Annotated in this window: 28 protein-coding genes and 6 pseudogenes; 11 read left to right on the top strand and 23 right to left on the bottom strand. The window is 57.6% G+C overall.

Features of this window, described 5'->3' with window-relative positions:
• Positions 1-163 precede the first annotated feature (163 nt).
• Positions 164-1,066 carry a universal stress protein gene (locus F8N80_RS21370; RefSeq protein WP_150748427.1) on the top strand — a complete coding sequence of 301 codons (903 nt, stop codon included), beginning with the start codon at positions 164-166 and terminating at the stop codon, positions 1,064-1,066.
• Here F8N80_RS21370 and F8N80_RS21375 read toward each other — a convergent pair.
• The 8 genes from F8N80_RS21375 to F8N80_RS21410 all read right to left on the bottom strand — a co-directional run bounded on the left by F8N80_RS21375 (position 1,044) and on the right by F8N80_RS21410 (position 7,427).
• The gene (locus tag F8N80_RS21375; RefSeq protein WP_150748426.1) at positions 1,044-1,349 is read right to left on the bottom strand and encodes a hypothetical protein; all 306 of its coding nucleotides are present in this window, start codon (positions 1,347-1,349) and stop codon (positions 1,044-1,046) included. The two genes, F8N80_RS21370 and F8N80_RS21375, sit on opposite strands and share 23 nt — an antisense overlap.
• A gap of 209 nt (positions 1,350-1,558) precedes the next feature.
• On the bottom strand, positions 1,559-1,825 hold the full coding sequence (locus F8N80_RS21380; protein WP_150748425.1) for a hypothetical protein: 267 nt from the start codon (positions 1,823-1,825) through the stop codon (positions 1,559-1,561).
• A 391-nt stretch (positions 1,826-2,216) separates the two neighbouring features.
• On the bottom strand, positions 2,217-3,125 hold the full coding sequence (locus F8N80_RS21385; protein ID WP_150748424.1) for a MurR/RpiR family transcriptional regulator: 909 nt from the start codon (positions 3,123-3,125) through the stop codon (positions 2,217-2,219).
• 127 nt (positions 3,126-3,252) lie between these two features.
• Positions 3,253-4,017, bottom strand: a complete 765-nt coding sequence (locus F8N80_RS21390; RefSeq protein WP_150748423.1) for an ABC transporter ATP-binding protein — start codon at positions 4,015-4,017, stop codon at positions 3,253-3,255.
• Between the two features lie 18 nt (positions 4,018-4,035).
• Positions 4,036-5,148 carry a succinylglutamate desuccinylase/aspartoacylase family protein gene (locus tag F8N80_RS21395; protein WP_150784628.1) on the bottom strand — a complete coding sequence of 371 codons (1,113 nt, stop codon included), beginning with the start codon at positions 5,146-5,148 and terminating at the stop codon, positions 4,036-4,038.
• 9 nt (positions 5,149-5,157) lie between these two features.
• Positions 5,158-5,856, bottom strand: a complete 699-nt coding sequence (locus tag F8N80_RS21400) for an ABC transporter permease (protein WP_150748421.1) — start codon at positions 5,854-5,856, stop codon at positions 5,158-5,160.
• A gap of 13 nt (positions 5,857-5,869) precedes the next feature.
• A complete protein-coding gene (locus F8N80_RS21405) occupies positions 5,870-6,559 on the bottom strand; it encodes an ABC transporter permease (protein WP_150748420.1) in 690 nt (229 codons plus the stop codon).
• Positions 6,560-6,650: 91 nt separating this feature from the next.
• Positions 6,651-7,427, bottom strand: coding sequence for an ABC transporter substrate-binding protein (locus F8N80_RS21410; protein ID WP_150784629.1), 777 nt, complete (start codon positions 7,425-7,427; stop codon positions 6,651-6,653).
• A 265-nt stretch (positions 7,428-7,692) separates the two neighbouring features.
• Between F8N80_RS21410 and F8N80_RS21415 the strand changes: the two are divergent.
• Positions 7,693-8,019 (top strand): annotated as a pseudogene (locus F8N80_RS21415) (pyridoxal-phosphate dependent enzyme); the annotation flags it as partial.
• Positions 8,020-8,178: 159 nt separating this feature from the next.
• Here the strand turns inward: F8N80_RS21415 and F8N80_RS21420 are convergent.
• Positions 8,179-8,541, bottom strand: coding sequence for a DUF6124 family protein (locus F8N80_RS21420; RefSeq protein WP_150784630.1), 363 nt, complete (start codon positions 8,539-8,541; stop codon positions 8,179-8,181).
• A gap of 462 nt (positions 8,542-9,003) precedes the next feature.
• On the opposite strand from F8N80_RS21420, the pseudogene F8N80_RS21425 reads away from it, so the two are divergent.
• The 3 genes and pseudogenes from F8N80_RS21425 to F8N80_RS21435 form a co-directional block, all read left to right on the top strand.
• Positions 9,004-9,279: pseudogene (locus F8N80_RS21425) on the top strand (antitoxin Xre/MbcA/ParS toxin-binding domain-containing protein); the annotation flags it as partial.
• Between the two features lie 550 nt (positions 9,280-9,829).
• Entirely contained in the window at positions 9,830-10,111 is a 282-nt protein-coding gene (locus F8N80_RS21430) for a type II toxin-antitoxin system RelB/DinJ family antitoxin (protein WP_150748416.1), read from the top strand.
• Complete coding sequence (locus tag F8N80_RS21435) at positions 10,083-10,415, top strand: type II toxin-antitoxin system YafQ family toxin (protein ID WP_150748415.1); 333 nt, start codon at positions 10,083-10,085, stop codon at positions 10,413-10,415. The genes F8N80_RS21430 and F8N80_RS21435 overlap by 29 nt, the downstream gene beginning before the upstream one ends.
• A 145-nt stretch (positions 10,416-10,560) precedes the next feature.
• Here the strand turns inward: F8N80_RS21435 and F8N80_RS32225 are convergent.
• From F8N80_RS32225 to F8N80_RS21450, 3 genes and pseudogenes are all read right to left on the bottom strand, one after another.
• A pseudogene (locus tag F8N80_RS32225) lies at positions 10,561-10,710 on the bottom strand (IS5/IS1182 family transposase); the annotation flags it as partial.
• 56 nt (positions 10,711-10,766) lie between these two features.
• Positions 10,767-12,197 (bottom strand): hypothetical protein, encoded by a 1,431-nt coding sequence (locus F8N80_RS21445; protein WP_224790735.1) that lies wholly within the window; start codon positions 12,195-12,197, stop codon positions 10,767-10,769.
• Positions 12,190-12,336, bottom strand: a pseudogene (locus F8N80_RS21450) (IS1595 family transposase); the annotation flags it as partial. The gene F8N80_RS21445 and the pseudogene F8N80_RS21450, both read right to left, overlap by 8 nt.
• A gap of 177 nt (positions 12,337-12,513) precedes the next feature.
• Between F8N80_RS21450 and F8N80_RS21455 the strand changes: the two are divergent.
• Positions 12,514-12,726, top strand: coding sequence for a hypothetical protein (locus F8N80_RS21455; RefSeq protein ID WP_224790736.1), 213 nt, complete (start codon positions 12,514-12,516; stop codon positions 12,724-12,726).
• 106 nt (positions 12,727-12,832) lie between these two features.
• Here the strand turns inward: F8N80_RS21455 and F8N80_RS21460 are convergent, their stop codons facing one another.
• From F8N80_RS21460 to F8N80_RS32230, 3 genes and pseudogenes are all read right to left on the bottom strand, one after another.
• Positions 12,833-13,075 carry a hypothetical protein gene (locus F8N80_RS21460; protein WP_150784631.1) on the bottom strand — a complete coding sequence of 81 codons (243 nt, stop codon included), beginning with the start codon at positions 13,073-13,075 and terminating at the stop codon, positions 12,833-12,835.
• A gap of 73 nt (positions 13,076-13,148) precedes the next feature.
• Positions 13,149-14,282: an aminotransferase class V-fold PLP-dependent enzyme gene (locus F8N80_RS21465; protein ID WP_150784632.1), complete on the bottom strand. Its 1,134-nt coding sequence runs from the start codon at positions 14,280-14,282 to the stop codon at positions 13,149-13,151.
• A 347-nt stretch (positions 14,283-14,629) separates the two neighbouring features.
• Positions 14,630-14,746, bottom strand: a pseudogene (locus tag F8N80_RS32230) (DUF6124 family protein); the annotation flags it as partial.
• Positions 14,747-14,751: 5 nt separating this feature from the next.
• Here F8N80_RS32230 and F8N80_RS21470 point away from each other — a divergent pair.
• Positions 14,752-15,471, top strand: a complete 720-nt coding sequence (locus tag F8N80_RS21470; protein ID WP_150748412.1) for a type IV toxin-antitoxin system AbiEi family antitoxin domain-containing protein — start codon at positions 14,752-14,754, stop codon at positions 15,469-15,471.
• 198 nt (positions 15,472-15,669) lie between these two features.
• On the opposite strand, the gene F8N80_RS21475 is transcribed toward F8N80_RS21470, so the two are convergent.
• Positions 15,670-16,029 carry a DUF6124 family protein gene (locus F8N80_RS21475; protein WP_150784633.1) on the bottom strand — a complete coding sequence of 120 codons (360 nt, stop codon included), beginning with the start codon at positions 16,027-16,029 and terminating at the stop codon, positions 15,670-15,672.
• A 398-nt stretch (positions 16,030-16,427) separates the two neighbouring features.
• Between F8N80_RS21475 and F8N80_RS21480 the strand changes: the two are divergent.
• Positions 16,428-16,550: pseudogene (locus F8N80_RS21480) on the top strand (OprD family outer membrane porin); the annotation flags it as partial.
• Between the two features lie 3 nt (positions 16,551-16,553).
• Here the strand turns inward: F8N80_RS21480 and F8N80_RS21485 are convergent.
• The 7 genes from F8N80_RS21485 to F8N80_RS21515 all read right to left on the bottom strand — a co-directional run bounded on the left by F8N80_RS21485 (position 16,554) and on the right by F8N80_RS21515 (position 22,611).
• Positions 16,554-16,823, bottom strand: a complete 270-nt coding sequence (locus tag F8N80_RS21485; protein ID WP_224790737.1) for a DUF2934 domain-containing protein — start codon at positions 16,821-16,823, stop codon at positions 16,554-16,556.
• Positions 16,824-16,986: 163 nt separating this feature from the next.
• Complete coding sequence (locus tag F8N80_RS21490) at positions 16,987-17,451, bottom strand: hypothetical protein (RefSeq protein WP_150784635.1); 465 nt, start codon at positions 17,449-17,451, stop codon at positions 16,987-16,989.
• A gap of 673 nt (positions 17,452-18,124) precedes the next feature.
• On the bottom strand, positions 18,125-18,628 hold the full coding sequence (locus tag F8N80_RS21495; protein WP_150784636.1) for a hypothetical protein: 504 nt from the start codon (positions 18,626-18,628) through the stop codon (positions 18,125-18,127).
• Positions 18,615-18,920: a hypothetical protein gene (locus F8N80_RS21500; RefSeq protein ID WP_150748887.1), complete on the bottom strand. Its 306-nt coding sequence runs from the start codon at positions 18,918-18,920 to the stop codon at positions 18,615-18,617. The genes F8N80_RS21495 and F8N80_RS21500 overlap by 14 nt, the downstream gene beginning before the upstream one ends.
• 272 nt (positions 18,921-19,192) lie before the next feature.
• A complete protein-coding gene (locus tag F8N80_RS21505; RefSeq protein WP_150784637.1) occupies positions 19,193-19,558 on the bottom strand; it encodes a hypothetical protein in 366 nt (121 codons plus the stop codon).
• 392 nt (positions 19,559-19,950) lie between these two features.
• Complete coding sequence (locus tag F8N80_RS21510) at positions 19,951-20,547, bottom strand: cupin domain-containing protein (RefSeq protein WP_191632962.1); 597 nt, start codon at positions 20,545-20,547, stop codon at positions 19,951-19,953.
• A 102-nt stretch (positions 20,548-20,649) separates the two neighbouring features.
• A complete protein-coding gene (locus F8N80_RS21515; RefSeq protein ID WP_150784639.1) occupies positions 20,650-22,611 on the bottom strand; it encodes an oxidoreductase in 1,962 nt (653 codons plus the stop codon).
• A 176-nt stretch (positions 22,612-22,787) separates the two neighbouring features.
• On the opposite strand from F8N80_RS21515, the gene F8N80_RS21520 reads away from it, so the two are divergent.
• The 3 genes from F8N80_RS21520 to F8N80_RS21530 all read left to right on the top strand — a co-directional run bounded on the left by F8N80_RS21520 (position 22,788) and on the right by F8N80_RS21530 (position 25,138).
• Positions 22,788-23,582, top strand: coding sequence for a class II aldolase/adducin family protein (locus F8N80_RS21520; protein WP_150784640.1), 795 nt, complete (start codon positions 22,788-22,790; stop codon positions 23,580-23,582).
• A 102-nt stretch (positions 23,583-23,684) separates the two neighbouring features.
• Positions 23,685-24,332, top strand: a complete 648-nt coding sequence (locus F8N80_RS21525; protein ID WP_150748892.1) for a TetR family transcriptional regulator C-terminal domain-containing protein — start codon at positions 23,685-23,687, stop codon at positions 24,330-24,332.
• A gap of 92 nt (positions 24,333-24,424) precedes the next feature.
• Entirely contained in the window at positions 24,425-25,138 is a 714-nt protein-coding gene (locus tag F8N80_RS21530; RefSeq protein ID WP_150748893.1) for a response regulator, read from the top strand.

Consider the following 25,138-nt stretch of genomic DNA (forward strand, 5'->3'; position numbering starts at 1 on the left):
GCTTCTGTTGAAAAAGTCGACCCGGCCAAGTGGGGCATTGATGGAATCCAGGCGTATATTGATAGTGTCGATCCAGATGGTTGAGGCGATAGTAAATCGTCGGCGACGTGACAGGCGAGAGCGCTGGGGGAGCTAGATATCCCGGAACGTTTGGAGGTGTTACATGAGCCAATATCAACGACTCTTTCTGATAGCCGGTCCAGCCATGCGTCACACGCCGGCGTTGGAGCGAGCGGTCGCCATTGCCGAAGCCACTGGCGCAGCGCTGCACATCACGGTGTTTATCGAAGACTCCAACCTCTTGGGTTTGACGAGCGCTGGTGCGCGTTTTCGTGAGGCCTGTCAGAAAGAGAACGAAACGTGGCTGAAGGATGAGGCCGATCTAATCCGCGGGCGCGGGGTTATGGTGAGTACCGAAGTGCTTGTTACGCGCACCGCGCTGCAAGAAATACTTCGGCATGTGGCAGAAATGCAGCCGGATCTGGTGATCAAGGACGTGCAACACGAGTCAGCGCTCAAACGCGTTTTCATTACGCCCCTGGATTGGCACCTGTTGCGCGAATGTCCGGTGGCTGTGCATCTGGTCAGCGAAGTCAGGTGTCCACTTCCGCGGGTGGTAGTGGCGGCAGTCGATCCGTCACAACCCGAGACTCAGATCACTGGCATCAACGACCGCATCATCCAGGCGGCGAACGGATTGTCGATGCAATGCAGCGCGGAACTGCATCTGCTGCATGCCTACGATCTATCGGTGACACATATATCCGACGCAGGCGCTGGTGCAGTGACGATGCCAGGCTTCAGCAGCGATGTGCGCAAGTCACTGCAAAAAGCGTTTATCGCATTGGCCGCCCACTATGGCGTGCCCACGGAGCGACAACACTTCGTCGAAGGGCCGCCTGGCAAAGCGCTGGCCGACTTTGCAGCGCATCACCGGGCCGATGTGATCGTCATGGGAAATGCGCATCGCAAGGGACTGGGCAAATGGGTGGGCAGTACGACAGAGCATGTTCTGTATCGAGTGCCCTGCAACATTTTCGCCGTTACGGGGTCCGCGGATCAGTGATCTGCACAATGACCGGACCTTCCGTAACGACCGGCGGGGTTGCCTGAATGTGTGAGGCGTTCTTCTGAATCCAGTCGCGCGCGACTTTCATGCTCTCATCGGTGCCGGCCTTGTCCGTGCAAACGGTCACCGACATACCGCCATCACCGAGAGGTATCAGGGTGTAGCTTGCCAGGCCAGACACTTTCCGGAGCGCAGCTTCGACGTCGGCCTTTTGCTGTTCTAACACATCGAAAAGCTGCTTTGCGCCAGGACCCGAGTAGGTTCTTATAACCGCATACATAGTCGTCTCCCTCATGAGTTACCGTCTTCATACCCATCAGGATGCGCTGATGGCCGCAATTGTTTGGATTTCAGTTCGTAGCGATCTGTTCAGCTTAGTCAAACGTCGGTAACAGGGTTTTATACAGACGAAAAAAAACGGCGGGATGAAACCACCGTTTTTTACTGATTGCGTGACGCGCGCTCACCGGTAGCGATCCGGGAGAGTGCTTACTCTGGCATTGACCAGGATTGCAGCTTGTAGCCCTCCTGGCTCAACTGGGCGCGCGCCTCTTCCAGCAGGCTTTCCAGCTGCGCCGAATCGGTATAGGTACTCCTTGGAATCTGTTTGTGACCAATACGAGTGCTGGCCCGGTCGATGACGGTCAGGCTCAGTTCGCCATTACCGTCTTGCGGAGCCCAGGCGACGCATTGAAAAGGTTCGAATGCGTCGCCAACAATCAAAAGTGCTTCGTTGATGCGCAGTGGGGTGCTCATGGGTTTTCTATCCTTGTACCCAAAAAAATGATGTGCCATCGGTTGGGCTTTCCGGTCGGCTGACTATTAGTAGGGGGGCAGCACGGACAGGTAGAAGTAATCATCCGCGCTTGATGGGAGCTTAAGCATTCCCAAAAAGGAGTTTCAATCAGGCCTGTACATCCTTGATACAGATAGTGAGGGTTTCCCCATTCACCGCGCCGTCTTTTACAACCACCAAACCGTCGCCGCAATCACCGATGCTTGCGCAAAAATCAACCTGAAAAATCCTACTCGACATGACGAAGCCTCACCAATTTGGAGCTTTGAGCGTAGCCGTAGAATGCTGGTGCGCACAGTGTATTTGTAATAATTTGTGTCGTCAGGCTGGCATCCATGAGATGCGCCTTGATCACTTTTTCGGTGGTTTACCGCTGGTAGGGATGTGCAGGTACGACATCACGCTTTCAGTCAGTTCGGTTGCCAGTTTGACCGCTTCTTTATTGCGCGCCATCACGCCGGCGACCAAGCCTTCGATCAAGGCCAGCACGGCGATGTTGGAACTGGTCAGCACCGGGTGATCGCAAGGCGCAAACAGCGTGTGCTCGGCAATGCCGGTGAGCGGCGAGGCGGGTGAATCGGTAATTGCCAGCACCGATGCGCCACGTTCATTGGCGAAGCGTGCCAGTTGCAGGGTGTCGAGGGAGTAGCGCGGCAGGGCGATCGCCAGCAGCACGTCCTGATCGGTGATTGCGGCCAGACGGTAAGCGGCGTTTTCGTTACCGCCCTCCATGCTGATGGCCGTGGCGTCGGCACAGAAGGGCATCAGGGTCGAGGCGGCGAGGCCGGCGAAGTAGACACTGTTGCCGAACCCCAGAATGTAGATTTTGCGTGCTGTGGTCAGGCGAGTGACGAACGCTTCAAAGGTGTCGGCGTGGTTGTTGGTCACCGCCGTGGCCAGGTTGCTGCTGGCGCTCTGGAGTTGCTCGTGCAGGCCAAACGTGCCGCCCGGGCGATGGGCAAGTTCGTTGCGCAGTTTGTCGACCGGCGACACCATCTGCTGCAACGTTGCGACCAGCTCGGCCTTCATGCCGCTGTAACCACCGAGGTTCAGCGCTTTGGCCAGACGGTTGACGGCGGCGGGTGAGGTCAATGTTGCGTGAGCCATCTCCTCGATGGTCAGGGTCGCGGCCTTGAGCGGGTGACGCAGGATAAAGTCCGCCACCTTGCGCAGTGACGGCGGCAGTTCGCAAACGATTTCCGTCAGTTTGCGCATGACCGGCGCGGCATAGACTGTGGTGTCTTTCGATGGGGTTGGCATATCCAGCTCAACATTTCCTGAAGGTGAGAGAAGGGCTGTGCCTGATGCCCTGACAAGGTTGGCCGGAGTGTATCCCAAGCCTGCCTTGTCAGGGCAGCGCCGAGCAGTGGATGGGCGGGCGGCGGTCTTACTTCAAGCTCCCGGCCAGAAACTGCTGGAGGCGTTCGGACTGCGGGTTGACCAGCACCTCACGCGGGTCGCCGCGCTCTTCGACAACGCCCTTGTGCAGGAACACCAGTTGGTTGGAAACCTCGCGGGCAAAGCCCATTTCGTGAGTCACCACCACCATGGTGCGGCCTTCCTGCGCCAGATCCTGCATGACTTTAAGCACTTCGCCGACCAGTTCCGGGTCGAGCGCCGACGTCGGCTCATCAAACAGCATCACTTGCGGTTCCATCGCCAGTGCGCGGGCAATGGCCACACGCTGCTGCTCGCCACCGGACATATGCGCCGGCCAGGCGTTCTTGCGATGCGCCACCCCGACTTTGTTCAGATAGTGCTCGGCCTTTTCCCGTGCCTCTTTCTTGCCCAGCCCCTGCACATGCACCGGGGCTTCCATGACGTTTTCCAAAGCGCTCATGTGGGACCAGAGGTTGAAGTGTTGAAACACCATCGATAGCTGCGAACGCATGCGTTGCAACTGCCTGGGTTCGGCCGCCTTCAGCCCGCCAAGCTTGTTGGCCGCCAGCTTGAGCGGTTCGCCATTGAGCACGATAGTGCCCGCATTGGGTGGCTCCAGCAGGTTGATGCAGCGCAGGAAGGTACTTTTGCCCGAGCCGCTGGAGCCGATGATGCTGATCACGTCACCGGCCTGTGCTTGCAGGGACACGCCCTTGAGCACCTGGTGCGCGCCGTAACTTTTGTGCAGGTCCTGAACTTCAAGTTTGTACATGGTTTGAACTCTCTGGAGTCAGTCGCTGAGCAAGCGACCCTGGCGAATGGGGGTAGAGCCTGCAACCTTGGCCAGCCACAATCCAGGCTGGGCAAAGCGCAGCCGTTCGCGGGCATAGAGAATGCCGTCGGTGCTGGCGCTCACCACGCTATGGCGGTCGGTCAGGGGGTCGATGACCTCGAATAGCGGATCGCCGACCTTGACCTGCGCACCCAGCGGTTGCAGAAAACTCACTACACCCGGATGGGGCGCACAGGCGTACTGCGCGCCGGCGAATGGCAGGGCCTGGCAATGGCTCGGCGGTGCCGCTGGCCAGTCACCGCTGATCAGGCCTTGTTCGGCGAGATACCCGAGAATGGCTTGGGCACTGTCGACGCATTGCTCGCGTTCGGTGTCGGCCATGCCACGCAATTCGATGGTGGTGGCCACGCACGCCAGGGGAATATTGGCTTCCGGAAACCGCTCGGCCAGGCGTAGCCAGGCAATGGCGCAGGCTTCGTCGAAGGCACTGCCGCCCGCATCTTCGGCCAGTAACGTGACCCCTGCGCCGAGGCGAGCGGCCAGTGACTGCAAGCGTGGCCAGTGTTGCGGCATCGCATACAACAACATGATCGATTCGAAATCGCAGTGCAGGTCCAGCACCACATCGGCGTCACAGGCATGCTGCAGCAACAGGCGGCGCAGGCCGTCGAGCTCCGAGGTCGGTGCTGGCATGGCGGCCAGGGCATCGCCCATGGCACCGCGGATAAGTGCGATGTTGGCGTCGGCATCGTCTCCCAGTTGGCCTTCCAGCAGCCGTGCAACGGCATCGACCAACTCCGGGAAGTCGCGATTGAAGTTCTTGCCGCTGGAGAATTCAAAGCGCCCCTGATGGGTGGCCTGGAACATCTGGGCGATACCGATCGGATTGGCCATTGGCACCAACTCGATCACCCCGGTCAGGCGGCCTTGTGCTTCCAGTTCCAGAAGGCGTTGCTTGAGCTCGACGGCGACGCGCATCCCCGGCAATTCGTCGGCATGCAATGACGCCTGGATGTACGCTTTGCGCGGTCCACTGCCAAAACGAAACAGGGTCAGCGTGCGTTCGGTGCCCGAGGCACTCCACGGCAACAGGTATTGAATGTGCTCCATTGCAGCTCCTTAGTGCTTGCGCGGTGCCAGGTACGCCAGCCAGCGGCGCTCGGCCAGCTTGAACAGACGCACCAGGATGAAGGTCAGGACGAGGTAGATGAGACCGGCGGTGATAAACGCCTCGAACGGTAGATAGAACCGTGAGCTGACAGTACGCGCGGCTCCGGTGATGTCGACGAGGGTGACGATGGAGGCCAGGCTGGTGGTTTGCAGCATCATCAGCACTTCGTTGCTGTACTGCGGCAATGCCCGGCGCAAGGCCGACGGCATGAGAATGCGGCGATACAGGGTCAGGCGTGACATGCCCATGGCCTTGGCGGCTTCGATCTCGCCATGGGGAGTGGCTCTCAAGCTGCCGGCCAGCAGTTCTGCGCTATAGGCACTGGTGTTGATCGCGAAGGCCAGGCAGGCGCAAAAGGTGGCGCTGGACAGGTAAGGCCAGAGCACGCTTTGGCGCACGGCTTCGAACTGCGCCAGGCCGTAATAGATCAGGAACAATTGCACCAGCATCGGCGTGCCGCGAATCACGTAGGTATAGAGCCAGGCCGGGAAGTTGATCAGCGGCGACCGCGACACCCGCATCAGCGCCAGTGGAATCGCCAATACCAAACCCAGGGCCAGGGAAATGAGCAGGACTTTGAGGGTCAACAAGGCGCCATTGAAATACAGCGGCAGGTTTTCCCAGATCAGGTTGTAGTCGAGAATCATGGGCGGGCTCCCCTCACAATTCGGCGGCTTTGATGCCGACCGAGTAGTGTTTTTCCAGATAGCGCAGCACCAGCAAGGACAGGCTGGTGAGCATCAGGTACAGCGCCGCCACCGCGAGGTAAAACGTGAAGGGCTCGTGGGTGGCATCCGCGGCGTTCTTGGCCTTGAACATCATGTCCTGCAAGCCAATCACCGAGATCAGCGCGGTGGACTTGGTCAGCACCAGCCAATTGTTGGTGAACCCGGGAATGGCGAAACGAATCATCTGCGGTACCAGAATTCGCCAGAACACCTGCGCACCGCCCATGCCATAGGCCACGCCGGCCTCGGCCTGACCCTTGGGGATCGCCATGAAGGCGCCGCGAAAGGTTTCCGAGAGGTAGGCGCCAAAAATGAAGCCCATGGTGCAGACGCCGGCGATAAAGGGGTTGATGTCGATATAGCGGGTGTAACCGAGCGCCAGGGCCATGCGGTTCACCAGATCCTGGCCGCCGTAGAAGATCAGCAGGATCAGCACCAGGTCTGGAATACCGCGAATCAGGGTGGTGTAACTTTCCCCGAGCATGGCCAGCCATTTGAGCGGTGACAAGCGAAAAGCCGCGCCGATCAGACCCAGGGCAATCGCCAGGGACATGGACGTCAAGGCCAGGTTAATGGTCAGCCAGGCGCCATCGAGAATGCTCGATCCGTAGCCGTGGAGCATGATGAAGTTCCTCAAGCGAGCGCCGCGAGGCGCGCAAGACAAGCCCCGGGAGACGCCTGCAATGGGCCGGCGCCGGGGCGGAGAGCAAGGTTTATTCGCCGTAGATATCGAACGCGAAGTACTTGGCCATCACCTGCTGGTACTTGCCATTGGCGCGAATGGCGTCAATCGCGGCACTCAGGCGCGCAACGTTGGCACTGTCGCCTTTGCGCACAGCGATCCCGGCGCCCCGGCCAAAATACTTCGGGTCGTTGATGTCCGGCCCTGTCAGCGCGAAACCCTGGCCAGCCGGGGTTTTGATGAAGCTCTCGTCGGTGTTGACGATGTCGGCGAGGGTGGCGTCCAGGCGACCCGAGGCGAGATCGAGGAAGGCTTCATTTTGTGAGGAGTAGCGCACCACAACGACGCCGGCTTTTTCCAGTTGCTCGGTGGCAAATCGATCGTAAGTCGAGGAGCGTTGCACGCCGACTTTCTTGCCCTTGAGGTCCACCAAAGGGTCATTGATCACGTTGCCGGCCTTCATCGCGAACTTGCCCGGTGTGTGGTAGTACTTTTTGCTGAAGTCCACGGACTTCATCCGGTCTTCGGTAATGGACATCGACGACAGCACGGCATCGATCTTGCGCACTTTGAGCGACGGGATCATGCCGTCGAACTCCTGAATGACCCACTCGCACTTGACCTTCATTTCTTCGCACAAGGCGTTGCCGATGTCGTAATCGAAGCCGCTCACGTTGCCCTCTGGTGTCTTGAAGGAGAAGGGCGGGTAGGCGGCTTCGATACCGATACGCAGGCTGTCTTCGTCGGCCTGTGCCAGGAAGCTGAAAGCGCATAACGCCAGCGCACCTAGAAGTTCAGTCTTGTTCATATTGTTGACTCCTTGAGGGCATTTGGGGGAGCGGGTGCCCGCCATCCGGGTTGGCGCGGTGGATCAGTCCTGTGATCGGCGAGCTATAAATGACACAATAAAAATCCATATGCAACACAGTTGAAAAAAATCATATCAGTTCGGGGCGTGACAAAGCGCTGCCGAAGTGGCGAATCAATGGGAGTGACGTGGATCGTCGGTGCGCGCGATGACCCGCAGGTGCAAGGTACAGTTGGGCAGGCCAAAAAGAGGGGTAGGGAAATTGGCTTTACAGGCCGATGAGCGTGTAGTCCTGCCAAGCGTGGGCACCTTCGCCGATGGCGTAGCGGTCGCGCAGATCGGTGCCCATGGTTTCGAAGTGTGCCGCTTCTGCGTCAATGATGTGATAACCGTCAGTAACGATGAGCTGTGCATCGCAACAAAGAATATCTACGACGACACCCGCTCAATCACTGAGCCTTCCGGTGCCTTGGCCGTGGCCGGGATCAAGAAATACGTAGCGCGCACGGGTGTCCGGGGTCAGACCCTGATCGCCATCGACTCCGGTGCCAATATCAATTTCGACATGTTACGGCACGTGGCCGAACGCGCTGCAGCGGTTTGCGCATGAGCCTATGTGCCTCTCATCATCAGAGGTGCTTGATTGTTCGATTGAGCCGCGGCTGGTTTCGATATTGGAATGACCCTCCGCTGAAATGCGGTCCCCTAAAAAAGGGACCGCTGCACAGCCCGCATGGCTGACTCGTTCGCCTCAAGCGGGCGGATCGATCTGATCCAGCATCCGGTTCGCCGTGATTTCCGCCAGCATGATGCTGTTGGAAATACCCAGCAGGGCATTGCGCGATCCGCCGTCCAGATGATCCACCAGGTGATGGACCATCACATCGACCGAGGCCAGCGTTTCGACCAGATAAACCGCGAGGGTTTCGGTCGTGGCCTGCGGGTCGACGGTAAACAGGGTACTGGGTGTGCGCGGCGTGGCTTTGATGTCGGCCGTCGACGGGAAGTGGAAGTCGAGGGCGCGTTCGGCGGCTTCGTTGAGTGTGTTTGAATCGGGGCTTTCGTAGGGGGATGCCGGATCGGTGTCTGGGGGATTGGGTGTGACCTTGAACATAAGCTGACTTCCGTGATTGGGTGCCAGCCCTCCTGCTGCTAAACGAGAGGGAGGCAGCTGTACGCAGGTTAGCAGACCGGGGAAGCTAGCAAAGCCGGCGCGCCCAAAGGCGCCCTGCGCACAACCACCATCAAGTGCAGGCATGGGAATGCCTGACTGACAAGAGCTTGTGCTCCTTACTTATAACCCCGGGCTGCTAAACCCGATCACTGATGGGCAGTGACGGGAATCAAGTTACCGAGCGGGCCACAGGCGCACAAGCCGGCGGATTCTGGCGTAACCGTAGGCAACGGCGCAAGGTCTTGTGGCTTTCAGGAAGTAAGTTGTAGGGCGCTTAAACACGTGCCTTCTGCGGACGTTTAAGTTGCATGAGCGAACGTTTCTAAATCGTGGATGAATCGCTGACTGCTCTACCTGAGGTTAACCAAATTTGTTACATCGCACACGCCAATCCGCAACACGGGCAAGCGCCCGACCACCAAGCCGGAATCTTGGTATGGGCAACCAGAGTTGCTGAAGGAAATAATGGAACTCGCGATCCCTGTCCGCGGAAGTCGTGCCGCCGCCCACAAATGGATGGAGCAGCCCAACCCATGCCTGGACGGCGAGAGCCCGATCGAGCTTGCGGAAACAGTCGAAGGCGCGAAGCGCGTTCTGGAGTACATTCGGAGCTGGATTGCGCAGCGCATCCAGCCGTCCGCGCCAGACGTGGGGGTGTCGAGTGCGATTGACGAATGACCGCTGCTGGCCGTTTTCTGCCTGTGGCGACCGGCTGAAAACGACCGATTGTGTTGAAAAAGTCGGTTATCTGAAATGGCCAGGAGAGCGATCGGTGAATACACCATTTTAGGACGCTGCAACGTGAAATCTGAGTCCAACAGCCACTCTCGGAAGTAATGATTTCAATTTCAGACGCATGCTTTGCTGCTGCGGAAACCATGGCCAACTTTTTCAACAGAATCGACCCATAGCAGACGATTGCGACCAGGGGAATCAAATCCGCCCCCGTATCCCATGCCAACACTTCGTAGGCGTAGGACAGGAGCAGTGTTCCTGTTCAAGTGAGGACGCTCTGCGCGTCAGCCAGACGGGTATGGAATGGTAGACCAGCCCCGGCGGGGGTGGTTTCCCTGTCTCCAAAAAAAGGCCCCCACACCGGGCTTCAGTGTGGGGTCCTCTTTTACGTAAACGCCGTTCTGCGCAGTCAGGAGTGTTGCTGAGAATGTATCGGCATTTGTATTGTATCTCAGTTGAGATACAATAGGCTTTATTCGCTCAGGAGGTCGTTATGGCTACCCAAACATCCATGCTGCATGTCCGTGTTGATGATGACATCAAGGCTCAGGCCAGCGCTGCGTTAGGTCACCTGGGCATGAGTATGTCCGAAGCCGTGCGGATCTTTTTGCACCGCATCGCGGTTGATCAGGCTTTTCCGCTCGAACTAAAAGTGCCCAATGCGAAGACCCGCGTGGCGATGGCCGAAGCGGAAGAGATCATGCGGACTAACGCTGCGCGCTTTGAATCAATTGACGAGCTGGTCGATGACCTTGAAAAAAACAGCGGCCAGTAAACGTGCGGCGTTACCTCGCACGTCTGACTATGCGAAGACCTTCCTAAAGGATTGGGAGCGACTGTCGCGCTCCGGTCGTTTTGATCTTAACCGGCTCAAGGAAGTCATGATGCTGCTGGTCGTCAATGATGGGGCTTTAGCGCCTGAATGGTTAGACCATCCGTTAAAAGGCAACTGGGTGGGCTTTCGGGAGTGCCATGTCGGCGGAGATTTCCTGCTGATTTACCGTCTGGCTGCTGAAAGCAAACAAGAGCAAATCGTCTTTGTTCGAGCCGGAACCCACGCTGACCTTTTCGAGGAGTAGTAAAAGCACTCAGGGGCCTTCACAGATCTCCGTTACTCGTCAGACGCGGGGTTACCCTTCGGCGTCCGGCTTTTTGCGTCTGGGGTTTAGTTGTTGGCGCTGATGCGATTTTTTAACAGGGGTCAATTGTCTGTCAGCGAGAACAACGCAGCCCTTCATTGAACAACCAGCGAAATAGATCGCTGTCTCGGAAACGGCCGTGACGATTCTTGGAAAACGTCGAGTGATTGGGTACTAAGACAGCGCCAAGGCTGCGCGTGCCCAGTTGACTGTTCCACTTATAGAGGTTGGGGTGCGGCAGAAAAAATTTCGGTAATGACAGAAATTTACCCTTCCGCCTTGGCGCAACCATCATCGGCACAGGTCGGATCGATCGGGTTGCACCGCATTGCGCAAATCAAAATCGGTTTCCTCGACTCCATTCTTTGTCAGCGATATCCAATGAATTGAAGAGGGATTTCGCATCAATCCGAGGCTCCCGATATAGGACCAAGTCAGCGGCGAGCGCTGCACAGCTTTCAGCTTGATTGAAGAGGGTGTGAGCTCCAGGTGCAGAAGGCGGTTGTCTTGCGAAGGCGTATAGGCGATATTCTCGCTGGCGACAATATCGGCTCCCCTCACAGTTGCCGGCATGCATTCCAACGTCGCGCTGACTTTGCCGTCGTTGTTGATCAAGTACGCAAAACCTTTACCGTTCACCGTTGTACCGGTCACGAGAAAACGATCGATCAATGGAATATATTTGGCTTTGTAGGTGTAGTAATTCAAGCCGGATCTCAGGATCTTATGGGCGGAGAGTTTCCCGGTCTCAGGATCGAGTACCGTTATCTTCAAATTTGCAGAGGTTTGATCAGGTACGAATTGTTGCCAGACCAGTAGCGCGCGATTGCTGGAACCAGCAATCATCGGCCACCATTCACGCCGCTGGGGTGCGACATCGGACGTACTGAGCAGGTGGCCGTGACTATCGAAGACCTTTGCATATACACCATTGCCGGTACCGAGATCATCGACACCGCCACCGTTGACCCAGTCCTCGGAATACAACACGACGAAATGCTTTCCTGCTGCGGCAACATGGCCGGAATGTCCGCCGGTCGCAACGTCGCGCGGATACGGCGCGATCGGTCGCAGCTTCGCATCGTAAACGCCATAACGTTGATTGACTTCGTTCGTGGTATTCCAGCCGTCTTCAAACGAAAGCATGACATTGCCGTCAGTTGTTTGGGCGACCGACACCGGTTCTTGCGCTTCCGGCTTTTGGATGAATAGTGTGGGCGGACTGATCCGCGTATCATTGATTCCCCATTTCGAAAGGTAGATGTCGTGCGGCCAGTTGCCGTTTTCGTCCTCGCCTTTTGGTGGAATTCCGGAACTGCTAATGAAAATCAAAAAACGGCCGTCGGCCCCTTTGACCGCTTCGATGCCATGCATATAGGAGCGCAAATCTTCCTGGTCGTGCGGCCGTGCTTGCGCATTTGCCGCGCTTAAGCAGAGCGCACCAGCGCATAACGCGGCGCGTGCCAAAGAGTGAGCGAACCGCTGATGTGGGTTACTGTTCATGTGTGTGTTTCCCCATCCCACAATATCCCTCACCAGCGCTACACCGCGGACCTTGTCGAGTGTCGCAATGCTGTGCGGTATCGACTTCTCGCCAGCCAATAAAATCCTCATTTGTTGTTCGCGCCGATCGTATATTTTCCATACATGCCGATCCAAGGTTTTCCGGGGACTGAAGCCAACATTTTCAAGTCGACTGTTAATAACTACCTGATTACGCATAAACCTCAGCCATCCTGAGCAGTCGATAAGGCATGGGTGGTGTCCGAAGGGCGACATAGCTGAAACGCTCTATCATCGAGCCGAGATCGAAGCGGCGATTGAAGCGATATTCGAACTCAGCCAGATAGCGCGGGGCGTGTGTCGAAGCCGGTTCGCCTGATGGAGTCCAACGCTCCTGCTGCCAAATCATCCACTGAAAGAACGGCGACGGCGACATCGGGGTCAGACAGCGATTTTCCTCATTGGGTATAGTTCATTTTTTTTTGTTTGAAAATTTTTTGAGGCTTTTTTGCCGGGCTTTCGGCGTTTTGGGGGCATGGCGAAAATTGTCGGATTATTGTGGGGATTGGGCACAGTAGGTGGCGCCATAGTGGTGGGCTGTGGTGTTGCCATTGCCGCATCCCTCTATGGCATCACGCTCAAGCTCGACACGTTCACCATGAATCTCTTCTACTACTTGTTCATGTACGGGGTTGGGCTGCGGGTTGGTCCCTCCTTTCTCAATAGCCTTAAGGAAAAAACCGCCTAGACACGGGCTGAACGGACGCGGATTTACCATAAACGCGTTATGCGCAGTCTCGTTCGCTTACCTTGACTTGTCGTCGCAGTCGGACAGCATCGGCTGCTGGATCGAATCAAGTGGGCATAAATCCCTGAATTGTTCGCTGGGTGAATGCCTGTCGGATACGACCGGCCGGTTTGGGTCGATCCAAGTCATACAGCCGCCAATCATCCGCCCCGTGAAAGGCTTCGTTGGAGCCCTTTTTGATAGCGCTGAAGGGCGCAGGTGTCAGCAAGACGCGTGCACGGGCTTTCCCTTGTGGTTCTAACATGACGTCCGGGCGACCAGCGTCATATTCGTCGAAGATCAGCGCCATGGGCCGGCAGTCCAGGGCAGGATGCCTTCCTTGAATTCACAAGTTCGGTATGTGCTGCGGGCAAGATGAGGGCTTAGTTAACCATCGCCTCGTCCAGTGCCTGCTCGAGGGTGCTGACCGTGCGCTCGATATTGTGCAGCTTTTCGAGTCCGAACAGGCCGATGCGGAAGGTCTGGAAGTCGGCCGGCTCGTCGCATTGCAACGGCACTCCGGCGGCGATCTGCAGGCCGTGGTCGGCAAATTTCTTGCCGCTCTTGATGTCGGCATCATCGGTGTAGCTCACCACTACGCCAGGGGCCTGAAAGCCGGCCGCGGCCACGCTTTTGATGCCTTTGCCGGTCAACATTGCGCGCACCCGATCGCCCAGAGCCTGTTGTTCGCCGCGGACCTTGTCGAAACCGTAGGCTTGCGTCTCTTTCATCACTTCGTTAAACCGCGCGAGGGAATCGCTGGGCATGGTCGCATGGTAGGCATGTCCGCCCTGTTCGTAGGCCTGCATGATCTGAAGCCACTTTTTCAGGTCGCAGGCGAAGCTGCTGCTTTGCGTCTGCTCGATGCGCTCGAGGGCCAAAGAACTGAACATCACCAGGGCGCAGCAAGGGGAGGCGCTCCAGCCTTTCTGCGGTGCGCTGATCAGCAGGTCGACTGCGCATTTGTGCATATCAACCCAAAGCGTGCCTGAGGCGATGCAGTCCAGCACGAACAGGCCGCCCACCGCATGCACGGCGTCGCCGACGGCCCGCAGGTAGGCGTCGGGCAGGATAATCCCTGATGAGGTTTCAACGTGGGGGGCGAAGACAATCTGCGGCTTATGCGCCTGAATGGCTGCCAGCACTTCGTCCAGAGGGGGTGGGGCGTAGGCAGCCTGGCGACCCGTATCGACCGGTCGGGCTTTCAGCACCGTGGTGGCCGCCGGGATGTTGCCCATCTCAAGGATCTGGCTCCAGCGATAACTGAACCAGCCGTTGCGTATCACCAGACATTGCTGGTCGGTGGCAAACTGTCGCGCCACCGCTTCCATGCCGAATGTGCCGCTGCCCGGGACCACCGCAACAGCCTGGGCGTTGTAGACCTGTTTCAGGGTCCTGGAAATGTTCTTCATTACGGCTTGAAATGACTGCGACATGTGGTTGAGCGAGCGGTCGGTGTAGACCACTGAGTACTCGACCAGCCCCTCAGGATCGATACTGGGATATAGCTTTGACATGGGGTGACTCCTTTGGCAGAGATGTCAGTGGTTTCGACCCTGCCCTAAGCCTTGGCAAATGACAAGATTGCTCGGGATTGAATTGCGACTTCTGTCGAGCGGCTGGTATCACCTGTGGAGGCGACTGCGCCAGCAGCATGAGCTTCGAAAGGCAGGATTGTAAGCGTTTGAGCCGATTTTTCGCAGGGTGCGGGGTTTGCGCGCGAGCCTATGTGCCTCTCATTTTTAGAGGGCTTGATTGTTCGATTGGGCCGCGACTGGTTTCGATATTGGAATGACCATCCGCTAAAATGCGGTCCCCTAAAAATAGGGGCCGCTGCACAGCCCGCATGGCTGACTCGTTCGCCTCAAGCGGGCGGATCGATCTGATTCAGCATCCGGTTCACCGTGATTACCGCCAGCATGCTGCTGTTGGAAATACCCAGCAGGGCATTGCGCGACCCACCGTCCAGATGATCCACCAGAGAGCATGCCCGCCGACATCCGACTGGCTGAATGGCTGCATGAGCATGGCGTAGGGCCAAACCTGGTACAAAAGTATCAGCATACCGGTTGGCTGGAGCGTATCGGCCATGGCACGTGGAAGCGCAGCGGCGATAAGATTGACTGGCAAGGCGGCGTTTTCGCATTGCAACAGGAAGACCCATTACGGATTTGGCCGGGTGGGGCGACCGCTTTGAGCCTGGCTGGATATAGCCATTACCTGTCATTCGGGAAAGAGGCTGTCGAGCTGTTCGGTACAGCCGGCACCAGCCTGCCTGGCTGGTTCAGCAAGTACGCTTGGGAAGTCCCGGTAAATTTTCACTCCACCGGGCTCTTCACTTCAATGGAAGACCCTGCGTTGCAAACCTTTCAAGTGCCTTACTCTCGATTTGAACTGAAAATCTCCACTCCAGAGCGTGCCGTGCTCGAGCTTATCCACCGCAGCGCAAATGAAGTTCTTTTCAGTAGTGTGGTCGATGTGTTCAGCGGCTTGGCCACGCTAAGTCCTCGACGCTTACAAAAACTGCTTGAAGCCTGTAGCTCCATTCGAGTCAAGCGTGTCTTCCTTCTGCTGGCTCGAAACGCTGGCCACGCATGGTATGAGCGAATAGTTCTTTCAAGGATCGATTTAGGCAAAGGCAAACGTCAGATCACCCCAGGTGGTCGACTTGATAAAGAGTTCCTTCGTTTTGCCAATGTCGCTTGATCCTCGTTATGCCGCTCAGGTCCGCTTGTTGGTACAGGTAATCCCCTACGTGGCAGCTGAGCAGTTCCAACTACGAACCGTGCCGAGCATCTTGCCAGAGGAATCGGCCTTGGCGCTGCTTGGCAGAAATGCGGTCCCGAATAAAGAGACCGCAGCACAGACCGCAGAGCTTACTCATTCGGCCTCAGTCAACCCCAGCTACTCGCGCGGATCGATCTGATCCAGCACCTGGTTCGCCGTGATTTCGGCGAGCATGATGCTATTGGAAATGCCCAACAAGGCGTGACGCGACCCGCCGTCCAGATGATCCACCAGGTGGTGAACCATCACATCGACCGAGGCCAGCGTTTCGACCAGATAAACCATGAGGGTTTCGGTCGTCGTCTTTGGGTCGACGGTAAACAGGGTACTGGGTGTGCGCGGCGTGGCTTTGATGTCGGCAGTCGAGGGGAAGTGAAAATCGAGGGCGCGTTCGGCGGTCTCGTGGAGTGTGTTTGAATCGCGTTCGTTTGGGGATGCTGGAACGGTGTCCGGGGGATTGGGTGTGACCTTGAACATATCTTAGGTTCCTGAAGGTGTGCCAACCCCCCTGCTGCTAAACGAAGAGGGTGGCAGCTGCACGCAGGTTAGCAGACCGGTGAACCTAAGAAACCGGCGCGCCCAAGGGCGCCCTGCGCACAGCCACCATCAAAATGCAGGCAAAAAACCTGACTGATAGGAGCGTTGCACGTCTTAGGTTATCTATGGGCTGCTAAACCCGATCACTGATGGGCAGTGACGCGAATCAAGTTACCGAGCGGCCCCAAGGCGCACAAGCCGGCGGATTCTGGCGTACCCGTAGGCAACGGCGCAAGGTGTTGTAGCTTTCAGGAGGTAAGCAGTAGGGCGCTTAAACACGCGCCTTGCGCGGATGTTTAATTTGCGAGCGCACATGACGGTACGCCTGTCCCTTTCTGCTACTCAAGTACAACGACGGTCGCTTGCTGCCGACGATGTTCAATGGCGCAATGCTCTCGTCCAGAGAGGTCGAGGACCTGACCTTGATGGCGGCGCGGTTGGACAAGTACACCGCACGGGACAAACTACGCGCCTGAGTAGCGTGCGGCTTCACCTTTTGCCGGCCAGTCATCCTCGTCAGCTTTTTCGCCACCTTCAGCCTGCTGCGTGGGTTCGTCTGAGCCGCTTTCCCATTCGCCAGAGGCGGGCACAACAGTGTCGGCAGCAGACGGCTGCCTTTCTTTCTCAAGCTGTTCTTGAGCGAGCAACCAATAATGTTCTTCAGCGCCATCGGGACGAGCATCTCTTTCCCACAATTCATAAGCTCTTTGCCGGATTTTCGATTCGTCAATCATGGTCATTCCTCCTGTGATAGAGCGTTCCCATTTCTCAGAATGCGTGTCAATGTTCCATAGCTTAGGGGCTACACCAGGTCGTAAAGGTTCAAAAAAAAACCGCCAGAGATTGGCGAGCTTCAGGTGGGGGCCCACTCCGTCAGGGTGGAAGTGGTCGTAGCGGTCACCCACAGAAGGCGGTTCGAAATTGCCCTTTTCCCTCATCCATGGCTATGTACCGAACCAATCCGGTGAGCGTAACAGGCAGAGCTTGCTCGACTCGTGCTCCGAGTAAAAGCGTCCGTACCGGTTCAAGAATCTTCACATGCACATCATGCAGGGTATTGATCTCTGAAAGCTGGAGGCTGTATAGCCAGGAGTCTGGCTGCGTGTCACCTTGCCAGCGCATGAGAACATCCTTTTCGATGCTGAACTCGGGACCATCATAGCCGCTGAGAGGAAACCCCATGTAAGGGCCATTATCAAAATCTATGTGCGCATCCCAGCGACCAATATGGAGCAACGGTTCGACGTTATCCGAAGCTTGTATGCCATCCCCTGCCAAACTGATCTGGAAAACGAGATAGCTGCTAGCTTTATGCTTTGGCTTGAGCACCAGTGGTAGCGAGCTTGCCAGTGAGTAATACATGTAGCCATGGTCATCCTGTTGGTAGGCACTGATCCAGTTGCCTCCCGTGGCCCCTCTGGCCAATCCAGATCGTGGGTTGAATGGCGGACTACCGCCGTCCAGAAGGCCGCGATGCCAGTCGGAGACACAAAGGCCAAGGGGCCCATAAGCAGCGATGTGATTTCGTCCTCTTCAGCGACCCGTGTTTCTCCTACTTCCCGATGCCCAAAATAACGGTGATGTAGTTGGGTCTTTTTATGGGTGATGGCGTGCAACATCCTGTCGGTTCCTTGTGTCTGTTGCGAGAGCTTTACGTTGGGATCCCGGCCCAAAGTAGGCGTCCGGCCAACACACCTTCCTGACCCGACGCCAAAGGCGATTGGGTCCACCAAATCAGGTGGACACCATCTCCTTTGGTATCGGGGTCAGAAAGGTGTGCTGGCCGGACGCATACGGCCCAAAAAACAGGGCCCCGTGATTTGTGCGAATCTTGCCTGCCATGCGTCCACGTACGATCGAGAGCGTGGGTGGGGGAACGTAGGAGGGAATAGTATTGAATCACAGGAAGAAAAAGCCCGCGATGGAGTTTAGCGGGGCTTAAAGTCTTGCAAGAGCAGAAACAACGCTACGCGCCGTGTCATGAAAAAACCGTAAACAACAGAACGGAAAAGCCCGGCGCTCGGCCGAACTCCATTCATTTTTGTGCTGGCTGATTCGTCGGATTTTCTGGCGGAATTGTTGGAACAGGAGGGGGGACTTGGGACTGTTCGGATTTGCTGAGCCCAACCTGGAATGCAGCCATCATATTGGCGGTCAGTGCGGTGTTAAACGAAGCGATTCCGAAAACGATTGCCAATACTGTCGATACGGCTGTAATAACCATAGCGGCCTTCATGGAGCCGAGGCTGCTTTGAATCTCGGCGTGGTTCGCGCCGATCTGCGAAAGCGTCGCATCCAATCGCTTGTCACGTTCAGCTTGAGCAGATAGAAAACCGTCGATTTTCGCGGATACAGACTCGACTCGAGCATCCATCTTGACTTCGATGGTCTCGAGTTTTGCGTTGAATTCTTCGCGACTGATTTCGTTCATGCGCTCAGTATGGCCTCCACTTTTGCCGTTGTCACTTCCGCTTGGCAGACTGCTTCCTCGACCCGATTGCTCTAACTTTCTCAGCAGGGATTCGTCAATTGCTCCCATTTTCCGCTCCCTTTGCGCGCTCAAGGATAGTGGTCAGTCGAATCGATAATGCCTGCATCGATTTTTTATGCTCTGCAATCAGATCCAGACCTTCGCTGCGCCTATCATCGTCGAGAACCAGATTCTCAAGATTAAAAACGGCCAAATTGCTAGTAGAAATAGTGATGGACATCATGTCACCGAGGACGTTTTCAAGATCGCTGAACGCGTCTTTGACAGGGTAAGCTGGCTCAAACTCCCCTGCTAACGCTTTACCAAAGTAAGTGGGTTTTTCGGATTGTTCTTCGCTCACGAGCGAAACTCCTTTTTAAATCGGAAAATCGCGGACTGCTAAACCCGATCACTGATGAGCAGTGACACGAATCAAGTTACCGGGCGGCCCCAAGGCGCACAAGCCGGCGGATTCTGGCGTACCTGTAGGCAACGACCCCAGGTCTTGTAGCTTTCAGGAGGTAAGCAGTAGGGCGCTTAAACACGCGCCTTGCGCGGATGTTTAATTTGCGAGCGAACGTGACGGCACGCCCTGATTTCTGCACTCGCTTGTCATCAAAAAATCCTTGAACGCTATTCGAGAAGCTCGACGTAGCTGGACTCCCCACCTCCAGTTGCACCCGACAACCAGCCCCATACGAAGGACAGTGTGGTACGTCCTGCGTGATCAATGCCTACCGCGCCACGAGACCAGCCGGCAAGCGTCTCGCCGTCCGTAGTCAAACACTGATAAAGAAGCTCGATGGTATCGGGGCCTGTCGCGCGCCCGACTTGATGACCCATGCGGGTCCGGCCGCCTTGGTAAGTGCCCGAAATGGCATCTCCCTCGACGTGGTAAAGAAATACTGTGCCTGTACCGGATAGCCCTTGGGCGTTGTCCGCGACCGTAAATCGGCGGTTGTTCAAACGCTCGCTGATTTGAGAAAAGGGGATTTCCATAAGTATCGCGTCCTTGTTAGTCGAGATGTTCCATGCGTGGAAAAGGTGACGGTGGAAAAGGTGACGGATCTATTTGCAGGCGAGTACAGAAGGTCTCCTAAGATAGATCCGCCCCCATTTTTTTGGTCGCGGCGATTTCATATTTGACTCACCAGGCATCAACAAGCGATTGAATCGCTCTAGTCTCGAAATAGATCAGTCCCCATTTTGGTCGCGAAATAGATCAGTCCCCATTTTGGTCGGTCCATTTTGGTCCTGAACCAGTGGGCTGACGAAGTGTTCGAACGCGCCACGCACGCGTGATGCCGGTGAAAGCTTCTGCCCGCCGACTTGACTGAAGTTCACTGGCCGGAACACAAACGTTCCGGCAGCTTTTTTGTTGTTTTTGCCCCTCAAAACGTCGGCGGGGTAATCACCCAGATCACCACCGCGTCGACCTCGCCGGGGTTGCCATAGCGATGGGGTTCCTGGCTGGAAAAACTGAAACTGTCGCCTTCATTGAGCTGGAAATGGCGTTCGCCAACCCACAACTCGAAACTGCCGCTGAGCAGGTAGCCGGCTTCCTCGCCTTCATGGCTATAGCTTTGCTGGCTGTAACTGCCTGGTGGAAAGCGCGAATGCAGGATCTCCAGCTGGCGATTGGGCTGCGGGGTCAGCAATTGGTCAACGATGCCGTCTTCGTAATGCACGCTCATCCGGCTGTGCTTGCGGACCACATAACCACTGTCCTCGGGGGCCGTGCCGGCTTCGCTGGCGAAGAACCACTGGATGGTCACGCCCAGGCTGCGGGCGATGTTGAACAGCGCCGGAATCGACGGGTAAGCCAGGTTGCGTTCCAGCTGGCTGATATAGCCCGCTGTCAGCTCGCTCATGTCTGCCAGCGCGGCCAGGGTCATGCCCCGGCGTTTGCGCAGGCCGCGAATCCGCGTGCCGAGGAAGTGCGGCCCTGTGGCAGCGGGCTGACTTGCGGGCGCGCTGGCAGGCGGCAGGTTGCTGCTGTTGCTCATTGCGTGCTCCGAACCGGACTGTGCCCGAGCGGGTTGAAACCCTCGGGCCTGATGGCTGACAAAGGCCGGGAGTATAGAGCAGCCTCAGAGGTCCCACGCAACCCTCAAACCGTCATAAATCGCTTCTTCGGCGGTGCGCGGAGCCAGGCAGTCGCCGATCCGCCGGAACTCCACCAGCCCTTGCAGTTCCGCGCCGAGGGTATCCACCGGCTGATGGCCCTGGCACAGCACCAGCGTGTCGATGTCTTCGAAAATGATCGGCTCGGCGCTGGCGGTGTGTTGCATGTACACGGTGCTGTCATCGCAGCCGTAAAGGCGGGCGTAAGGTGTAATGGGGATGCCCGCCTTGTGCAGTTCTCCGGCCAATTGATCGCGCACGTACAGGGGCAGGTTTTCTCCGCAATGGGTGCCGTTGACCGCCAGCTGCACCTGATGGCCGGCACGCACCAGGCGTTCGGCGATGCCAGGACCAATCCAGTCGCACCGCCAGTCGACGACCAGCACCGAACGTCCAGGCTTGACCTCGTCGCGCAGTACCTGCCAGGCATCCACCACTTGCAGGTCGCCACCCCGGTCGAAGGTCGGCCAGTAGGGTTCGGCACCGGTTGCAACAATCACCAGGTCCGGCCGTTCCCGTTCGACCAGCGCCCGGTCGACGCGGGTATTGCGCACCACGCGTACGCCAGCCAGTTGCATTTCCCGCTGCAGGTTGGTGCTGGCGCCGCCGAATTCGCTGCGCCGCGGCAGCAGTTGCGCCAGCAGGATTTGCCCGCCGAGCTGCGAACCGGCTTCGTAGAGTGTGACCTCATGCCCGCGCGCGGCGGCGACGGCGGCCGCCTTCATCCCGGCCGGGCCGCCGCCGGCGATCATGATGCGCTTGGGGTTGGCGGTCGCCTGGCGCTTGCCGAAGATCAGTTCCCGACCGGTTTCCGGATGCTGGATGCAGGAGATCGGCAAGCCTTTATGAAAGTGCCCGATGCACGCCTGATTGCAGGCGATGCACGCTCGTACATCCTCGCTGCGCCCGGCATCGGTCTTGTTCGGCATTTGCGGGTCGCAGATCAGTGCGCGGGTCATGCCGCAGACATCGGCCTGACCACGGGCAAGGATCAGCTCGGCTTCTTGCGGCTGATTGATGCGCCCGGTGACGAACAGCGGAATCGACAGACTGGCCTTGAACGTCCCGGCTTCCTTGGCCAGATAGGCCGCTTCGATGGCCATCGGCGGCACGATATGCACCGCACCGCCCAACGATGCCGAAGTGCCGGCGACGATGTGCACGTAATCCAGCTGCTGTTGCAATGACTTGACCGCCGCCAGCGACTCGTCTTCGGTCAGGCCTTCGGGGTCGCGCTCATCGGCACTGATGCGCAAGCCGATGATGAACTGCTCATCCGTGTTGGCGCGGACCACCGCAATGACTTCGCGCAAAAACCGCAGGCGCTGTTGCAGGTCGCCGTTGTAGCCGTCGGTGCGCCGGTTGACCCGCGGGTTGATGAATTGCGCGGGCAGGTAACCATGGCTGGCGACCACTTCCACGCCGTCCAGCCCGGCCTGGTATAAACGCCGGGCCGCCGCGCCATAACCGGCGACGATCTCGTCGATCATGGCTTGATCCAGCGCGCGCGGCATGACCCGAAAACGTTCGTTGGGCACCGCCGAAGGCGAGTAGGCGACGGCTAGCAGGCCATCGCTGGACTCCATGATTTCCCGCCCCGGATGGAAAATCTGCGAGAGCACCACCGTGCCATGGGCATGACAGGTGTCGGCCAGCTGTCGATAACCGTCGATGCAGGCGTCATCGGTGGCCATCAGCACATGGGAGGTGTAGCGCGCACTGTCATGCACCCCGGCAACCTGCAGCACGATCAGCCCGACGCCGCCTTCGGCACGTGCCCGGTGATAGGCGATCAATTGCTCGTTGACCAGGTTGTCGGTCGGCATCGAAGTGTCGTGGCCGCTGGACATGATGCGGTTCTTGAGGCGTTTGCCACGGATCTGCAGCGGTTCGAACAGGTGCGCGAACGCTGGGGTGGAAGTCGGCATAGTGCGATACTCCAGGCGAGCCGAAGCTGGAAAACAGGGTGTTCGGCGTTGTTATTATTGCGCTATAGAAATTTACCCTCAGTAAAAAATCAACTTGTTTTTTTACTGGTGGATAAATAGATTGGGACGTCGAGTCCTATTCTTCGCGCAGACGATCAGCCCAGAGAGCAGAAACAATGAATGAAATTGCACACACGACGGCTGCCGCTGCCGAGCAGGTTTCTACCGAACAACGGCTGCGCCAGGAGCTGGCTGCCTGTTATCGATTGATCGCGCACTTTCGCATGAGTGACCTGATTTTCACCCACATCTCGGTGCGTCTGCCGGGGCCTGAACATCACTTCCTGATCAACCCCTATGGGCTGATGTTCGACGAAATCACCGCCTCCAGCCTGGTCAAGATCGACCTCGATGGTCGTGCGGTGGAGTCGTCGCCGTATCCGGTCAACCCGGCTGGCTTCGTGATTCACAGCGCCATCCACGGTGCCCGCGAAGATGCGCAGTGCGTGCTGCATACCCACACCAGGGCCGGTTGCGCGGTGGCGGCGTTGAAGTGCGGGTTATTGCCGGTGAATCAGATCTCCATGGAGTTCTACGAACGGGTCGCTTACCACGACTATGAGGGCGTGGCGCTGGATCTGGGCGAGCAGCGGCGACTGGTTCATGACCTGGGTGACAAGACGGTGTTGATGCTGCGCAACCATGGTTTGTTGACCCTCGGTGCGAGCGTCGGCCAGGCCTTTCTGCGCATGTACTACTTGGAAAAAGCCTGCGAGATCCAATTGGCGGCACAGGCCTGCGGCGAACTGGTGCTGCCACCGGCGGCCGTTTGCGAGCACACCGAGCGCCAGTTCAACGAGCCGGGTCGGCCATTGGCGGAGGGCGAGCTGAATGATCCGGATGCCATGCAGTTGGCATGGTCGGCGTTGGTGCGGTTGGCGGATCGAGTGGCGCCGGGTTATCGGGATTGAGCGCAATGCCCCCTCGCCACAAATTGCGCTCCTGCTGTACAGTCGTTCAGCTCAGTGGCTGCAAAACACCAGCCCAACGACTGTTCCAAGGAGATTGATCCCATGACCCAGGAAGCCCGCTTTTCCCGAATGGAGCCGGAGTTGCGCAAGGCCAATCTGGTCGAGGCGACGCTGGTATGCCTCAAGCGCCATGGCTTCCAGGGGGCTTCGATCCGCAAGATCTCGGCTGAAGCGGGGGTGTCGGTCGGGTTGATCAGCCATCACTACTCCGGCAAGGATGAGCTGGTGGCCGAAGCCTATATGGCGGTCACCGGGCGAGTCATGAGCCTGTTACGCGACGCCATGGAGCAAGCCGCGCCGAATGGCCGTGAGCGTTTGTCAGCGTTTTTTCGCGCGTCGTTCTCCGCCGAACTGCTGGACCCGCAACTGCTGGATGCCTGGCTGGCGTTCTGGGGCGCGGTAAAGACCGCCGAAGCGATCAATCTCGCCCATGAGCATTCCTATGGTGAATACCGCAGCGAATTGCGCAAGGTGCTCAACGATCTGGCTCGGCAAGAGGGCTGGGAGGCTTTCGATGCCGACCTTGCCGCCATCAGCCTGAGTGCGCTGCTCGATGGCTTGTGGCTGGAGTCGGGACTCAACCCCGGCACCTTCACCCCGAGCCAGGGCGTGCAGATCTGTGAAGCCTGGGTCGACGGTTTGCAGGCAGGCGGTCACCAGCGTTTTCGTTTGCAGACAGAGGGCTGTTGATCGATCGTTCAGCAATCGCTACTCTCTGCCGCTCAAGCAAGACAAATTCTAATAAGAAGCATGCCCTTCGGGCTTATGAAGGACACCAAGCGATGACTCCTCGGGTACTGATCGTCGACGACGATCCGCTGATTCGCGAACTCCTTCACGCCTATCTTTCGCAAGAAGGTTACGACGTGCACTGCGCCGCGACGGCGGAGCTGGCCGAAACCTTTCTGGCGACCAATACTGTCGACCTGGTGATGCTGGACATCCGCCTTCCGGGCAAGGATGGCCTGACCCTGACCCGCGAGCTGCGCGTGCGCTCGGAAGTCGGGATCATCCTGATTACCGGGCGCAATGACGAAATCGACCGCATCGTCGGCCTCGAATGCGGCGCTGACGATTACGTGATCAAACCCCTCAATCCACGGGAACTGGTGTCGCGGGCGAAGAACCTGGTGCGCCGGGTTCGCCATGCCCAGCTGCAGCAACCGGCGCCGGCGCTGCGTCAGGTCAAACAGTTTGCTACCTGGGGCCTGGACACTGATCGCCGGCGCTTGATCGATGATGCCGGTGGCGAAACCCTGCTGACCCATGGTGAATTCCAGTTGCTCAGTGTCTTCCTGCGCAACAGCGGGCATACCTTGAGCCGAGATCAGTTGATGGATCAGATCCGCAACCGTGAATGGGTGCCCAACGACCGCTCCATCGACGTGCTGGTCGGGCGCTTGCGGCGCAAATTGCATGACGATCCCGCCGAGCCGCAATTGATCATTACCATCCATGGCGCCGGTTATCTGTTCACCGCCAGCGTGGCGGCCTGA

This window comes from Pseudomonas fluorescens, assembly GCF_902497995.1.
Lineage (GTDB): Bacteria > Pseudomonadota > Gammaproteobacteria > Pseudomonadales > Pseudomonadaceae > Aquipseudomonas > Aquipseudomonas fluorescens_BK.

What these genes read in the sequence shown, in the direction of transcription:
- F8N80_RS21370 (WP_150748427.1), top strand. Translation starts at nt 164, where the DNA reads ATGAGCCAATATCAACGACTCTTTCTGATAGCCGGTCCAGCCATGCGT.
- F8N80_RS21375 (WP_150748426.1), bottom strand. Translation starts at nt 1,349, where the DNA reads ATGTATGCGGTTATAAGAACCTACTCGGGTCCTGGCGCAAAGCAGCTT.
- F8N80_RS21380 (WP_150748425.1), bottom strand. Translation starts at nt 1,825, where the DNA reads ATGAGCACCCCACTGCGCATCAACGAAGCACTTTTGATTGTTGGCGAC.
- F8N80_RS21385 (WP_150748424.1), bottom strand. Translation starts at nt 3,125, where the DNA reads ATGCCAACCCCATCGAAAGACACCACAGTCTATGCCGCGCCGGTCATG.
- F8N80_RS21390 (WP_150748423.1), bottom strand. Translation starts at nt 4,017, where the DNA reads ATGTACAAACTTGAAGTTCAGGACCTGCACAAAAGTTACGGCGCGCAC.
- F8N80_RS21395 (WP_150784628.1), bottom strand. Translation starts at nt 5,148, where the DNA reads ATGGAGCACATTCAATACCTGTTGCCGTGGAGTGCCTCGGGCACCGAA.
- F8N80_RS21400 (WP_150748421.1), bottom strand. Translation starts at nt 5,856, where the DNA reads ATGATTCTCGACTACAACCTGATCTGGGAAAACCTGCCGCTGTATTTC.
- F8N80_RS21405 (WP_150748420.1), bottom strand. Translation starts at nt 6,559, where the DNA reads ATGCTCCACGGCTACGGATCGAGCATTCTCGATGGCGCCTGGCTGACC.
- F8N80_RS21410 (WP_150784629.1), bottom strand. Translation starts at nt 7,427, where the DNA reads ATGAACAAGACTGAACTTCTAGGTGCGCTGGCGTTATGCGCTTTCAGC.
- F8N80_RS21420 (WP_150784630.1), bottom strand. Translation starts at nt 8,541, where the DNA reads ATGTTCAAGGTCACACCCAATCCCCCAGACACCGATCCGGCATCCCCC.
- F8N80_RS21430 (WP_150748416.1), top strand. Translation starts at nt 9,830, where the DNA reads ATGGCTACCCAAACATCCATGCTGCATGTCCGTGTTGATGATGACATC.
- F8N80_RS21435 (WP_150748415.1), top strand. Translation starts at nt 10,083, where the DNA reads ATGACCTTGAAAAAAACAGCGGCCAGTAAACGTGCGGCGTTACCTCGC.
- F8N80_RS21445 (WP_224790735.1), bottom strand. Translation starts at nt 12,197, where the DNA reads ATGCGTAATCAGGTAGTTATTAACAGTCGACTTGAAAATGTTGGCTTC.
- F8N80_RS21455 (WP_224790736.1), top strand. Translation starts at nt 12,514, where the DNA reads ATGGCGAAAATTGTCGGATTATTGTGGGGATTGGGCACAGTAGGTGGC.
- F8N80_RS21460 (WP_150784631.1), bottom strand. Translation starts at nt 13,075, where the DNA reads ATGGCGCTGATCTTCGACGAATATGACGCTGGTCGCCCGGACGTCATG.
- F8N80_RS21465 (WP_150784632.1), bottom strand. Translation starts at nt 14,282, where the DNA reads ATGTCAAAGCTATATCCCAGTATCGATCCTGAGGGGCTGGTCGAGTAC.
- F8N80_RS21470 (WP_150748412.1), top strand. Translation starts at nt 14,752, where the DNA reads ATGCCCGCCGACATCCGACTGGCTGAATGGCTGCATGAGCATGGCGTA.
- F8N80_RS21475 (WP_150784633.1), bottom strand. Translation starts at nt 16,029, where the DNA reads ATGTTCAAGGTCACACCCAATCCCCCGGACACCGTTCCAGCATCCCCA.
- F8N80_RS21485 (WP_224790737.1), bottom strand. Translation starts at nt 16,823, where the DNA reads ATGATTGACGAATCGAAAATCCGGCAAAGAGCTTATGAATTGTGGGAA.
- F8N80_RS21490 (WP_150784635.1), bottom strand. Translation starts at nt 17,451, where the DNA reads ATGTATTACTCACTGGCAAGCTCGCTACCACTGGTGCTCAAGCCAAAG.
- F8N80_RS21495 (WP_150784636.1), bottom strand. Translation starts at nt 18,628, where the DNA reads ATGGGAGCAATTGACGAATCCCTGCTGAGAAAGTTAGAGCAATCGGGT.
- F8N80_RS21505 (WP_150784637.1), bottom strand. Translation starts at nt 19,558, where the DNA reads ATGGAAATCCCCTTTTCTCAAATCAGCGAGCGTTTGAACAACCGCCGA.
- F8N80_RS21515 (WP_150784639.1), bottom strand. Translation starts at nt 22,611, where the DNA reads ATGCCGACTTCCACCCCAGCGTTCGCGCACCTGTTCGAACCGCTGCAG.
- F8N80_RS21520 (WP_150784640.1), top strand. Translation starts at nt 22,788, where the DNA reads ATGAATGAAATTGCACACACGACGGCTGCCGCTGCCGAGCAGGTTTCT.
- F8N80_RS21525 (WP_150748892.1), top strand. Translation starts at nt 23,685, where the DNA reads ATGACCCAGGAAGCCCGCTTTTCCCGAATGGAGCCGGAGTTGCGCAAG.
- F8N80_RS21530 (WP_150748893.1), top strand. Translation starts at nt 24,425, where the DNA reads ATGACTCCTCGGGTACTGATCGTCGACGACGATCCGCTGATTCGCGAA.